Raw genomic sequence first — 12987 nt, forward strand, 5'->3', positions numbered from 1 at the left:
GCCCGTCCCGGCGTCCGCCGGGGCGTCCCGGCCGACGGCGCGCGAGCGGCTCGGCTAGCGTGTGGCGCGTGAGAGTCGACCTCCTGACCCGTGAGTACCCGCCGCACGTCTACGGCGGCGCCGGCGTGCACGTGGCCGAGCTGTCCGCGGTGCTGCGGCGCCACGTCGACGTGCGCGTGCGCTGCTTCGACGGCCCCCGCGGCGAGGAGGGCGTCACCGGGTACTCCGTGCCCGGCGTCCTGTCCGGCGCGAACGCCGCGCTCGGCACGTTCGGCGTCGACCTGCAGATGGCGGACGACGTCGCGGGCGCCGACCTCGTGCACTCCCACACGTGGTACGCGAACCTCGGCGGCCACCTCGCCGGGCTCCTGCACGGCGTGCCCCACGTGCTCTCGGCGCACTCGCTCGAGCCGCTGCGGCCGTGGAAGGCCGAGCAGCTCGGCGGCGGGTACGCGCTGTCGTCGTGGGCCGAGCGCACCGCGTACGAGGGCGCCGCCGGGATCATCGCCGTGTCCTCCGGCATGCGTGACGACATCCTGCGCGTCTATCCCCAGGTCGACCCGGAGAAGGTGCACGTCGTGCACAACGGGATCGACCTCGACGGCTGGCGTCGCCCCGAGCCGGGCACCCAGTCCGACGTCGCGGACCGGGTCGTGCGCGACCTCGGGATCGACCCCGAGCGCCCGGCCGTCGTGTTCGTCGGACGCATCACGCGGCAGAAGGGCCTGCCCTACCTGCTGCGCGCCGCGCGCTCCCTGCCCGCCGACGTCCAGCTCGTGCTGTGCGCGGGCGCGCCCGACACCCCGGAGATCGCCGCCGAGGTGAGCGGCGCCGTCGCCGAGCTCCAGGCCGAGCGCGGCGGCGTCGTGTGGATCGAGCAGATGCTCCCGCGCGCCGAGCTCGTCGCGGTGCTCGCCGCGTCGACCGTGTTCGTGTGCCCCTCCGTCTACGAGCCGCTCGGCATCGTCAACCTCGAGGCCATGGCGGTCGGCCTGCCCGTCGTCGGCACCGCGACCGGCGGGATCCCCGAGGTCGTCGACGACGGCGTGACCGGCCTGCTCGTGCCGATCGAGCAGGCCGACGACGGCACGGGCACGCCGCTCGACCCCGACCGCTTCGTCGCCGACCTCGCCGCCGCGCTCACGCAGGTCGTCGGCGACCCCGAGCGGGCCGCGGAGATGGGCCGCGCCGCGCGGCGGCGCGTCGAGGACCACTTCGCGTGGGACGCGATCGGGGAGCGCACGCTCGAGGTCTACCGCAGCGTGCTCGCGGGGTCCTGACCCCGCGCCGTCCTCACCGGGCGCCGTCGCTCGACGGTCAGGAGGCGGCCCAGAACGTCGCGGCGCCGACGGCGTGGCGCGAGGCGCGGTCGACCTCGCGCAGGGCCGTGGAGCGCTGGTCCGCCTGCCAGAGGTTCACCGCGCCGCCGTCGTCCGCGGTCGCGAGGTCGACGATCGCGCGCAGCCGCACGGCCTGCGTGAGGACCTGGACGGCGCGGGGCGGCACCGACGCCGGGAGCTGCCACGTCGGGGCGCCGCCCGCGCGCAGGTCCGCGATCGCTCCCGCCGCGTCGTCGCGCCAGCGCGCGACGTCGAGGTCGTCGAGCGCGCGCGTCGCGAGCAGCAGCGCGGTCCGCAGGTCGCGCTCGGCCTCGCCGAGCGTGCCGACCGCGCCGTGCACGCGCATGCTCCACGGCCCGACCGGCGTCACGTGCCACGTCACCAGGTGGCCCGGCTCGAGGTCGCTGCCGAACTCCGTGACCTCGGGCACGAGGGCCCACGCGCCGGCCGACGTCGTGACGACCGCGCACTCGCCCGCGTCGGTCGCGCGCGCCGCCGCCTCGGGCGGGACGCCGGACATGTCGCCCGGGACCGGGGCGAGCGCGACGACCTCGCGCGCGTCGCCGGCCCACGCGCCCGCGAGGTCCTCGAGGCGCACGTCGCCGAGCGCGCCGGAGACGACGTGCGGCTCGTCGTCGCGCTGCACGGCGCGCAGCAGGCGGGCCAGGCCCTCGTCGTCGCCGAGGCGCGAGGCGCGCAGCCAGAGGGCGAGGAGAGCGCTGCGGGGGAGGGCTCCGGCGCTCGACGCGGAGCCGGGCCCGGACGCGCCGTGCGGACCCTCGGACGAGTGTGAGACCACGTCGGCCAACCTATAGGGTCGGGGACCATGAGCGCGGTTCTCGACCTGAAGGGCGTCACCGTCCGACGTCACCCCAAGACCATCCTCGACGCGGTGGACTGGCAGGTGAACGAGGGCGAGCGGTGGGTCGTGCTCGGGCGCAACGGCGCCGGGAAGACGACGCTCCTGCAGATCGCGTCCGGGCGCATGCACCCCACGGCCGGCACGGCCGACGTCCTCGGCGAGCGCCTGGGGCGGGTCGACGTCTTCGAGCTTCGCCCGCGCGTCGGGCTCGCGTCCGCGGCGCTCGCGGACCGCATCCCCGCGGACGAGACGGTGCGCGACGTCGTGCTCACCGCGGCCTACGGCGTGACGGGCCGGTGGCGCGAGGCGTACGAGGACTTCGACACCGAGCGTGCGGGCGACCTGCTCGCCGCGTTCGGCGTCGATCACCTCGCGGACCGCACCTTCGGCACGCTCTCCGAGGGCGAGCGCAAGCGCACGCAGATCGCGCGCGCGCTCATGACGGACCCGGAGCTCCTGCTCCTCGACGAGCCGGCCGCGGGGCTCGACCTCGGCGGTCGCGAGGAGCTCGTCGGCGCCCTCGCGGAGCTCGCGGGCGACCCGGCGTCGCCCGTGCTCGTGCTCGTCACGCACCACGTGGAGGAGATCCCGCCGGGGTTCACCCACCTCCTGCTCCTCAAGGACGGCGCGGTGCACAGCGCCGGGCCGATCCGCGAGGTCCTCACGTCGGACAACCTCAGCGACGCGTTCGGGCTGCCGTTGCTCGTCGCGCACGGCGGCGGGCGCTGGATGGCGCGCGCCGCCCGTCCCTGACAGGGTCGCCGAGCACGCCGACCGCGTGCACCACGAGCGGAAATTCGGTAAAGTACACGTAAAGCGCGCACGTGGGAACGGGGGTCGAGATGGACTGGCTGTGGTGGGTCGGAGCGGCGCTGCTCCTCGGTCTCGTGGAGATCATCTCGCTCGACCTCGTGCTCATCATGCTCGCCGGGGGATCGCTCGCCGCGGCCGGCGTGAACGCGGCCGGCGGGCCGCTCTGGCTCCAGATCGTCGCGTTCGCGGTCGTCAGCGTCATCCTGCTGGTCACGCTGCGCCCGTGGCTCCTGCGCCACCTGCGCTCGCGCGTGCCGCTCACCGAGACGAACGTCGCCGCGCACGTCGGGCGGACGGCGCTCGCCGTGGACCGGGTGAGCGAGTTCGGCGGGCGCGTGAAGCTCGTCGGGGAGGTCTGGACCGCGCGGACCGAGCCGGACGCCCCGCAGATCCCTGCTGGGGCGGAGGTGCGCGTCGTCCGGATCGACGGCGCGACCGCCGTCGTCGCGCCGCTGCCCGCGCAGCACCCGACCGGGTCGTGACGGCCCGGCACGACCAGCACCACACCGCGCCGCCGGGTGACCGGTCCCGCGCACGACGACCAGGAGGCAGTCGATGAACGACCCCAGTCCCGGAACGATCCTCGCGTACGTCGTCCTCGCGCTGATCCTGATCTTCGTCATCGTCGCGCTCGTCAAGGCGGTGCGCATCGTGCCGCAGGCGGTCGCGATCATCGTCGAGCGCCTGGGTCGGTACTCGCGCACGCTCGAACCGGGGCTGCACCTGCTGGTGCCGTTCATCGACCGCGTCCGCGCGTCGGTGGACCTGCGCGAGCAGGTCGTGTCGTTCCCGCCGCAGCCCGTCATCACGTCGGACAACCTCGTGGTGAGCATCGACACGGTGATCTACTTCCAGGTCACCGAGCCCAAGTCGGCGGTCTACGAGATCGCGAACTACATCACCGCGATCGAGCAGCTCACCGTCACGACGCTGCGCAACGTCATCGGGTCCATGGACCTCGAGCAGACGCTCACGAGCCGCGACCAGATCAACGGCCAGCTCCGTGGCGTCCTCGACGAGGCCACCGGGCGCTGGGGCATCCGCGTCAACCGCGTCGAGCTCAAGTCGATCGACCCGCCGCCCAGCGTGCAGGGCTCGATGGAGCAGCAGATGCGGGCCGAGCGTGACCGCCGTGCCGCGATCCTCACCGCGGAGGGCGTCAAGCAGTCGCAGATCCTCACGGCCGAGGGTGAGAAGCAGGCCGCGATCCTCCGGGCCGAGGGTGACGCGCAGTCGAAGATCCTCCAGGCCGAGGGCGAGGCGCGCGCGATCCTCCAGGTGTTCGACGCCATCCACGAGGGCGACGCGGACCCGAAGCTGCTCGCCTACCAGTACCTGCAGATGCTCCCGCAGATCGCGAACGGCAACGCCAGCAAGCTGTGGGTCGTGCCGACGGAGTTCACCGCGGCGCTCGGGTCGATCGCCAAGGGGTTCGGCGGCGTGCCGGGCATCGACGGCGGGGGAGTGCCCGGCGTCACGCCCGCGCAGGACGCGGAGGCGGCCGAGGCGAGCGCCGAGGCGCGCCGCGAGCGCGAGCGCGACCGCGTGAAGTTCGGCGTCCCGTCGCTGACCGACCCGTCCGAGGCCCTGGCCGAGGCGCGGCGGCAGGCCGAGGCGGCGACCGCGGACGCGACGAGCGCCGGGACGCGCTCGGGCCTGCCGTTCGACCCGCAGACCGAGACCGGGCAGCACCCGGGCGGGGTGGGCGAGCACCGTGCCGTGCCTCCGGAGCCGGGCGCCGCGACGCCGCGCCCGCTGGGCGGCCCGTCGCAGTACGCCCCGCCCCCGCCGCCCGTCGAGGACGCACCGGTCACGGAGGAGCCCCCGACGGACGAGCCGCCCGCGGGCACGCCGCCGTCGTTCCCGCCGCGGCACTGACGCCGGCACCGAGACCGGCACCGAGCAGCCACGGAGCCCCGCACCCGACCCGGGTGCGGGGCTCCGTCGCGTCCGGCGCGCGGGCCGGTTCTGCCGTGAGCGGACGCGCTTGAGAGTGAGTGCTCACTCAGTTACCGTCGAGCGGGTGACGACACGCCTTCCGGTCGCGCCCGAGGCGGACGCGACGACCCGCGAGCGCACGCGCGCGCGGCCGCTCTCGCGCACCGAGCGCCGGGACGCGATCGCGGCGGCGACGGTCCCGCTGCTCGTCGAGCACGGCGCGGCCGTGACGACGCGGCAGATCGCCGACGCCGCGGGCGTCGCCGAGGGCACGCTGTTCCGCGCCTTCGCGGACAAGGACGAGCTCCTGCGCGCCGCCGTCGTGCGCTCGCTCGACCCGGCGCCCGCGGTCGCGGCGATCGCCGCGCTGCCGGACGACGACGGGCTGGGGCCGTTCGTGCTGCGACTCGTCGAGCACCTCCTCGAGGCGCAGCGCATCGGCATGCGGGTCTTCGCCGCCGCCCACCAGGTGCTCGACCCGCACCGCGGCGCGCGGCTCGACCACCGTGCCGACGCGCACCGGCTCGGCGTGGACGCCCGCGAGCGCTCCGCGCGCGCGATCGTCGGGGCGATCGAGGACAAGCTCGCGGCGCACCGGTCCGCGCTGCGCGTGGACCCGGAAGTCGCGGCGCGCGCGGTCTTCGCGCTCGTGTTCGGAAACGCCTTGCCGCACGTCGCGGGCGGTGACAGGCTCGACGCCGCGCAGGTCGCGGACCTCGTGCTCGGCGGCATCGGCGCGGACGTCGCGACCGACCCGTCGCCCTGACCCGCCCGCACCGCCCGTGCGCGGCGCCCTCGCCCGGCGCCCCGCTCGCCGCACCACCGCGCGCCTCGGCGCTCCCGGGGCTCGTCCCCGCCCGTCCCGCAGCCCCTCCCGGACAGGAACCCCATGCTCGTCAGCCTCTTGCGGACGCGACTGCGTCCCTACCGGACGCCGATCGTCCTCCTCCTCGTGCTCCAGCTGCTCGCGACCCTCGCGTCGCTGTACCTGCCGAGCCTCAACGCCGACATCATCGACCAGGGCGTGACGCAGGGCGACACGGCCTACATCATGCGCACGGGCGGCCTCATGCTCCTCGTGAGCCTGGGCCAGGTCGTGTGCGCGGTCGCGGCCGTCTACTTCGGCGCGCGCGTCGCGATGTCGTTCGGCCGCGACGTGCGCGCCGGCCTGTTCACGAACGTGCAGCGCTTCTCCGCGCAGGAGATGGGCCAGTTCGGCGCCCCGTCCCTCATCACGCGCACCACGAACGACGTGCAGCAGGTGCAGATGCTCGTGCTGCTGTCCCTGACGATCATGGTCATGGCGCCGATCATGCTCGTGGGCGGCGTGGTCATGGCGCTCCAGGAGAACGTCGAGCTCTCCGGGCTGCTGCTCGTCATCGTGCCCGTGCTCGGCGTGAGCGTCGGGCTCATCATCTCGCGGATGGTCCCGTACTTCCGGCAGATGCAGAAGAAGATCGACGGCATCAACGCCGTGCTGCGCGAGCAGATCACCGGCATCCGCGTGATCCGGGCGTTCGTGCGCGAGCGGCGCGAGGCCGAGCGGTTCGACGGCGCGAACGACGCGCTGTTCGACGTCTCGCTCCGCGCGGGCAAGCTCATGGCGCTCATGTTCCCGACCGTCATGCTCGTCATGAACGCGTCGAGCGTCGCGGTGCTGTGGTTCGGCGGCCGCCAGATCGACGCGGGCGCGATGGAGGTCGGCGCGCTCACCGCGTTCCTGTCCTACCTCATGTACATCCTCATGGCCGTGATGATGTCGACGATGATGTTCATGATGGTGCCGCGCGCGGCGGTCTCCGCGGAGCGCATCACGGACGTCCTGCGCACGCAGGCCACCGTCGTGGAGCCCGAGCGCCCCGTGGCGCTCACGACCCGCACGGGGCGCGTCGAGCTCGACGGGGTCGAGTTCCGCTACCCCGGCGCCGAGGAGCCGGTGCTGCACGACGTGTCGTTCGTCGCGGAGCCCGGGCAGACGACCGCGATCATCGGCTCGACGGGCTCCGGCAAGACGACGCTGCTCAACCTCGTGCCGCGCCTGTTCGACGTCACCGCCGGGTCGGTGCGCGTCGACGGGACGGACGTGCGCGACCTCACGGGCGCGGACCTCGGCTCGCTGCTGGGCCTCGTGCCGCAGAAGGCGTACCTGTTCAGCGGGACGATCGCCGACAACCTGCGCTACGGCCGGCCCGACGCCACGGAGGAGCAGATGTGGGACGCGCTGGAGGTCGCCCAGGCGCGCGACTTCGTCGAGGCGCTCGACGGCGGGCTCGACGCCCCGGTCGCGCAGGGCGGGACCAACTTCTCGGGCGGGCAGCGCCAGCGGCTCGCGATCGCCCGCGCGATCGTCCGCGACCCCGCGGTCTACCTGTTCGACGACTCGTTCTCCGCGCTCGACTACGCGACGGACGCGCGGCTGCGCGCGGCGCTCGCACCCCGCACGCGGCACTCGACCGTGATCGTCGTCGCGCAGCGCGTCGCGACGATCCGCGGCGCCGACCAGATCCTCGTGCTCGACCACGGCCGCATCGTCGGCCGCGGGACGCACACCGAGCTCCTCGAGTCCAACGAGACGTACCAGGAGATCGTCTACTCGCAGCTCTCGATCGAGGAGGCAGCATGACCGGCGAGCAGGACGCCTCGCGCACGCCCGCGCCGTCGGGCCCGGACGGCACGACGCCGGACGGCACGACGCCCGACGCCGGGGCACCCGCCGTGGGCGCGCCTGCGGGTGCGTCGGGCGGGGGTCGGGACGTCGCGTCGACGCGCCTCGCGGGCCGACCCCGCGGGGGCGGGGGCCACGGTCCGATGGGCGGCATGGGCGTGCCGGGGGAGAAGGCGCTCGACTTCAAGGGCTCGCTGCGCCGGTTCGCGGCGTCGCTGCGCCCGGAGCGCGTGCCGATCGTCGCCGTCGTGGTCCTCGGGGTGCTGTCCGTCGCGCTCGCCGTCGCGGGTCCCAAGCTCCTCGGCAACGCGACGAACATCATCTTCGCGGGCGTCGTCGGGTCCCAGCTCCCTGCGGGGGTGACGCAGGCCCAGGCCGTCGACGCGCTGCGCGCGCAGGGCCAGGACCAGATCGCGGACCTCGTCTCCGGGGTTCCCGGGCTCGTGCCGGGCGAGGGCATCGACTTCTCCGCGCTCGCGACGGTGCTCGCCTGGGTGCTCGCGGTGTACGTCGGGTCGTTCCTGTTCGGCTGGCTCCAGGGGCGCATCACGGCGATCGTCGTGCAGCGCACCGTCTACCGGCTGCGCGGCGAGGTGCAGGCGAAGCTCGGGCGCCTCCCGTTGTCGTACTTCGACCGCAACCCGCGCGGCGAGATCCTCTCGCGCGTGACGAACGACATCGACAACATCTCCCAGACCCTCACGCAGACGCTCTCGCAGCTCGTGACGTCGGTGCTCACCGTCGTCGGCGTGCTCGGGGTGATGTTCTGGATCTCGCCGCTCCTCGCGGTGGTGGCGCTCGTCACGGTGCCGCTCTCGGTGCTCGTCACGGCGCAGATCGCGAAGCGGTCCCAGCCGCAGTTCATCAAGCAGTGGGCCGCGACGGGCCGCCTCAACGCCCACATCGAGGAGATGTACACCGGCCACACCCTGGTCAAGGTGTACGGCCACCAGCAGACCGCGATCGACGAGTTCGAGCAGGAGAACGCGGCGCTGTACGACGCGAGCTTCCGGGCGCAGTTCATCTCCGGCACCATCCAGCCGGCGATGGGGTTCATCGCGAACCTCAACTACGTGATCGTCGCGGTGGTGGGCGGTCTGCGGGTCGCCTCGGGCACCATGACGCTCGGCGACGTGCAGGCGTTCATCCAGTACTCGCGCCAGTTCACGCAGCCCATCACGCAGATCGCGTCGATGATGAACCTCCTCCAGTCGGGTGTCGCGTCGGCCGAGCGGGTCTACGACCTGCTCGACGCGCAGGAGCAGACGCCCGACCCGTCGCCCGCGAAGACGGTCGACCCGGTGCGTGGCCGCGTCGCGTTCGAGGACGTCTCGTTCTCCTACGACCCGGACGTCCCGCTCATCGAGCACCTCGACCTCGTGGTGGAACCGGGGCAGACGATCGCGATCGTCGGGCCGACGGGCGCGGGCAAGACGACGCTCGTCAACCTGCTCATGCGGTTCTACGACGTGGACGGGGGCCGGATCACGCTCGACGGCGTGGACACGCGGGACATGACGCGCGACGACCTGCGCTCCGACATCGGGATGGTCCTGCAGGACACGTGGCTGTTCCAGGGCACGATCGAGGAGAACCTGCGCTACGGCGTCCGCGACGGTCGCACCGTGGACGACGAGGCGTTCCTCGCCGCGACGCGTGCGACGCACGTCGACCCGTTCGTGCGCACGCTGCCCGACGGGTACGCCACGGTGATCGACGACGAGGGCTCGAGCGTGAGCGCGGGGGAGAAGCAGCTCCTCACCATCGCGCGTGCCTTCCTCGCCGACCCGGCGATCCTCGTGCTCGACGAGGCGACGAGCTCCGTCGACACGCGCACGGAGGTGCTCGTGCAGCAGGCGATGAACGCGCTGCGCGAGGGCCGCACGTCGTTCGTCATCGCGCACCGCCTGTCGACGATCCGCGACGCGGACACGATCCTCGTCATGGAGCACGGCTCGATCGTCGAGCAGGGGTCGCACGACGAGCTGCTCGCGGCCGGCGGCGCGTACGCCCGACTGTACGAGAGCCAGTTCGCGGCGCCGCTCGACGCCGAGGCGGAGGACCCGGAGGGCGTGGGCGCTCCCGCGGGCGGTCCCGCGGGACGCTGACACGCCGCGGCCCGCACCGCGCCCACCCCGAGGGGTGCGGCGAGGTGCGGGCCGCGTGCGTTCCGGCCGTCGCGCTTCAGGCGAGCGAGAGGAAGAGCTTCTCGAGCTTGGCCACGTCGAGCGTCGGGTCCTCGCCGTCCTCGGTCGGCTCGGTGAGGCACTGGCGCATGCCGGACGCGATGATCGCGAACCCGGCCCGGTCCAGGGCGCGCGAGACGGCGGAGAGCTGCGTGACGACGTCCTCGCAGTCCCGCCCTTCGTCGAGCATGCGCACGACGGCCGCGAGCTGGCCCTGGGCGCGCTTGAGCCGGTTGGCGACCTTGCTCATGTCGGTGGGGTCGAGCTCCACGGTCGTCCTCCTGCGTTCGTCGGTGTTCTTGTCGGTGCTCGTCGCGGCGCGCCTGGTCAGGCGCAGGTGCAGCGCTGCTCGGGCGGCACCTCGGCCATGACCTCGTCGGCGTGCATGCCGCAGCCGGTCCAGGTGGTCTTGCCGCAGGTGCGGCACAGGGCGGGACTGCACATGGTGGGTCTCCTCGGGTGTGGGGGTCGATCGGGGGTGCGAGGGTCGGGGTTCGGCGGGGCCGGGGGCGGCCCGTGCGTGGTGGCGCAGGATCAGCGCCGCACGGCTCCGCCCGCGGCCTGCCACGCGCCGAGCCCGCCGGACAGGCTCGTCGCGGCGTAGCCGAGCGAGCGGAGCTGGCGCGCCGCGGTGCGCGAGCGCATCCCCGACGCGCACACGACGACGACGGTCGCGCCGTCCTGCAGGCGCCGCGGCGCGGTCGACGGGACGTCGGCGAGCGGCACGTGCACGGCCTGGGGCGCGTGCCCGGCGCGCCACTCGTCGCGCTCGCGCACGTCGAGGAGCGTCGCGCCGTCGCGGACGAGCTGCACGGCGGTGGCGGCGTCGACGGTCGGGCGCACGCCGCCGTCGTCGGACGCGCGGGAGAACAGACGGCGGAGACGGTCGATCATGCGGGAACTCCTTCGAGGGTGCGCGCGGCGCGCGGCGTGGTGGTCAGGGTGAGCCAGCCGCCGGAGAGATTGCGCGCGTCGAGGCCGGCGGCGAGCAGGACACGGGTGGCGAGGTAGGACCGCACGCCGCTCGCGCAGTGCACGGCGACGGGGCGCCCCGCCGCGGCGGCGCGCACCTCGTCGAGCCGCTCGCGCAGCTCGGTGTGCGGCACGTTGAGGGCGCCGTCGAGGTAGCCGCCGGCGTGCTCGGCGCGCGACCGGACGTCGAGCACGAGCGACGTCGCGACGACCTCGTCGAGGTCGGCCGCGTGCCACTGCGGCATGGTGCCGTCGAGCACGTTCTGCGCGACGAACCCCAGCATGTTGACGACGTCCTTGGGGGCACCGTAGGGCGGGGCGTACGCGAGCTCGAGCTCCGCGAGGTCGTCGGCCGTGAGCCCGGCGCGCAGCGCGGTCGCGAGCACGTCGATGCGCTTGTCCACCCCCGCACGGCCCACGGCCTGCGCGCCGAGCAGGCGGCCGTCGGGCCCGAAGCTCGCCGTCACGTGGACCGGCTCGGCGCCGGGGAACCAGCCGGCGTGGTGGGCCGCGTGGACGCGCACCTGCTCGTGCACGACGTCGGCCGCCGCCAGGGTCGCGTGGCTCGGCCCGGTCACGGCGGCGGTGAGGCCGAACACGCGCACGATCGCCGTCCCGAGCACGGGCGCCTGCGGTGTCCTCCGGTGGCCCAGCATCGAGTCCGCGGCGCGCCGGCCCTGGCGGTTGGCCGGGCCGGCGAGCGGGACGGGGCCCGTCGCGCCGGTGACCGCGTGCACGACCTCGACGGCGTCGCCGACGGCCCACACGTGCGGGTCGGACGTGCGCTGGTCGGCGTCGACGCGGATCGCGCCCCGCTCGCCGAGCGCGAGCCCGGCCGCCGCCGCGAGGTCGCTCGCGGGCCGCACCCCGACGCTCACGAGCACCACGTCGGCGTCGAGGGCGGTGCCGTCCGTGAGCTCGAGCGCGACGGCGTGGTCCGCGCCCTCGGGCTGCGGCACGACGGCGCTCGCGGAGGTCCCGAGGTGGAGCCCGACGCCGTGGTCGCGGAGCACGTCCGCGAGCAGCGGCGCGAGGTCGGGCTCCAGCGGCGGCAGCACCTGGTCGGCGCGCTCGACGACGTCGACCGTGAGACCACGGCCGACGAGCGCCTCCACGGCCTCGAGCCCGATGAAGCCTGCGCCGACGACGACGGCCCGCAGCGGGGCCGTGCGACCCGCGGCGACCTCCGCCTCGAGCTGCGCGAGCCGGGCCGACAGGGCGTCGAGGTCCGACATGGTCCGCAGCGTGTGCACGGCCGGGTGGTCGAGGCCCGCGACGGGCGGGAGGACGGTGGTCGCGCCGGGCGCGAGGAGGAGCGCGTCGTAGCCGAGCTCGTACGCGCCGTCCTCGGCGGCGACGGTGACCGTGCGCGCCGCGCGGTCGATCGCGGTGACGCGGTGACGCGTCCGCACGTCGAGGTCGAGGCTCGCGCGGAGCGAGGCGGGCGTGTGCAGCAGCAGGGCGTCGCGCTCCGCGATCTCGCCCGCCACCTGGTACGGCAGGCCGCAGCCCGCGAACGAGACGTGGTCGGACTGCTCGAGCACGATGATCGACGCGCGCTCGTCGAGGCGGCGGGCGCGCGCGGCGGCGCTCATGCCGCCCGCGACGCCGCCGACGACGACGATGCGGCGGGCGCCGTCGGGGTCGGACGGGTGGGTCGTCGAGCCGGGGGTCGAGGGGATCATGCTCCGACGATACCCCGGGGGGTATCCCTCACGGCAAATGGACGGGCTGAGAGGTCGGTCACCGGACGCGCCGGGCAGTGGCGCGGGCCGCTCACAGCCGACGGACAGCCGTGGCATCCCCACAGCACACGCCTGCTCCGTAGACACGGCCCATGAGCACCCCCACCTCGCACCTCGCCTCGTCAGCCTCGTCCGCGCCGCCCGCGTCCCGACGCCGACGACGGTGGCGTGCCGCGCTCGTCACCGCCCTCGCGGTGCTGCTCCCGCTGGGTGGCGCCACGGCGTGGGCGCTGGACCGGTTCGTCGTCGAGCACGTCGAGATCGACGACGTGTCGGCGTACGAAGCCTCGCAGGGCCTCGACGCGGGCGGGGCATCGGGCCAGGGGGCGACCGCGGACGACGGCGCGGGCGCCTCGACCGGCACCTCGGCGGCCACCTCCGCGGGCACCGGGACGGTCGACGGCGACACGTACACGTCCGACGCCACGAGCATCACGGTCTCCCGGGTGACCACCGGGTCGGGGGG

General features: G+C 74.5%; 11 protein-coding genes and 1 pseudogene. 8 read left to right on the plus strand and 4 right to left on the minus strand.

All coding sequences use genetic code 11. From position 1 onward, the window contains the following. Positions 1-68 precede the first annotated feature (68 nt). Positions 69-1280, plus strand: coding sequence for a glycogen synthase (gene glgA, locus GJV82_RS09265; protein WP_318657469.1), 1212 nt, complete (start codon positions 69-71; stop codon positions 1278-1280). Between the two features lie 37 nt (positions 1281-1317). On the opposite strand, the gene GJV82_RS09270 is transcribed toward glgA, so the two are convergent. Next, the gene (locus GJV82_RS09270; RefSeq protein ID WP_318657470.1) at positions 1318-2139 is read right to left on the minus strand and encodes a hypothetical protein; all 822 of its coding nucleotides are present in this window, start codon (positions 2137-2139) and stop codon (positions 1318-1320) included. A gap of 27 nt (positions 2140-2166) precedes the next feature. Here GJV82_RS09270 and GJV82_RS09275 point away from each other — a divergent pair, with 27 nt between their 5' ends. The 6 genes from GJV82_RS09275 to GJV82_RS09300 all read left to right on the plus strand — a co-directional run bounded on the left by GJV82_RS09275 (position 2167) and on the right by GJV82_RS09300 (position 9726). Next, positions 2167-2955, plus strand: coding sequence for an ABC transporter ATP-binding protein (locus tag GJV82_RS09275; protein ID WP_024840078.1), 789 nt, complete (start codon positions 2167-2169; stop codon positions 2953-2955). A gap of 71 nt (positions 2956-3026) precedes the next feature. After that, on the plus strand, positions 3027-3497 hold the full coding sequence (locus GJV82_RS09280) for an NfeD family protein (protein WP_312028463.1): 471 nt from the start codon (positions 3027-3029) through the stop codon (positions 3495-3497). A gap of 73 nt (positions 3498-3570) precedes the next feature. Then, positions 3571-4893 (plus strand): SPFH domain-containing protein, encoded by a 1323-nt coding sequence (locus GJV82_RS09285; protein ID WP_024840080.1) that lies wholly within the window; start codon positions 3571-3573, stop codon positions 4891-4893. A 145-nt stretch (positions 4894-5038) separates the two neighbouring features. Then, on the plus strand, positions 5039-5719 hold the full coding sequence (locus GJV82_RS09290; RefSeq protein ID WP_318657471.1) for a TetR/AcrR family transcriptional regulator: 681 nt from the start codon (positions 5039-5041) through the stop codon (positions 5717-5719). A 123-nt stretch (positions 5720-5842) separates the two neighbouring features. Then, on the plus strand, positions 5843-7576 hold the full coding sequence (locus GJV82_RS09295; protein WP_155099022.1) for an ABC transporter ATP-binding protein: 1734 nt from the start codon (positions 5843-5845) through the stop codon (positions 7574-7576). Positions 7577-7761: 185 nt separating this feature from the next. Beyond that, positions 7762-9726 carry an ABC transporter ATP-binding protein gene (locus GJV82_RS09300; protein ID WP_225873242.1) on the plus strand — a complete coding sequence of 655 codons (1965 nt, stop codon included), beginning with the start codon at positions 7762-7764 and terminating at the stop codon, positions 9724-9726. Positions 9727-9802: 76 nt separating this feature from the next. Here the strand turns inward: GJV82_RS09300 and GJV82_RS09305 are convergent, their stop codons facing one another. The 3 genes from GJV82_RS09305 to GJV82_RS09315 form a co-directional block, all read right to left on the minus strand. Further along, the gene (locus GJV82_RS09305) at positions 9803-10075 is read right to left on the minus strand and encodes a metal-sensitive transcriptional regulator (protein ID WP_021482683.1); all 273 of its coding nucleotides are present in this window, start codon (positions 10073-10075) and stop codon (positions 9803-9805) included. 263 nt (positions 10076-10338) lie between these two features. Next, positions 10339-10698 carry a rhodanese-like domain-containing protein gene (locus GJV82_RS09310; protein WP_024840085.1) on the minus strand — a complete coding sequence of 120 codons (360 nt, stop codon included), beginning with the start codon at positions 10696-10698 and terminating at the stop codon, positions 10339-10341. Beyond that, complete coding sequence (locus GJV82_RS09315; protein ID WP_155099024.1) at positions 10695-12461, minus strand: FAD-dependent oxidoreductase; 1767 nt, start codon at positions 12459-12461, stop codon at positions 10695-10697. The genes GJV82_RS09310 and GJV82_RS09315 overlap by 4 nt, the downstream gene beginning before the upstream one ends. A 152-nt stretch (positions 12462-12613) precedes the next feature. Here GJV82_RS09315 and GJV82_RS19425 point away from each other — a divergent pair. Then, positions 12614-12987 (plus strand): annotated as a pseudogene (locus tag GJV82_RS19425) (hypothetical protein); the annotation flags it as partial.

This window comes from Cellulosimicrobium composti, assembly GCF_009711085.1.
In the GTDB taxonomy this organism is placed as follows: domain Bacteria; phylum Actinomycetota; class Actinomycetes; order Actinomycetales; family Cellulomonadaceae; genus Cellulosimicrobium; species Cellulosimicrobium composti.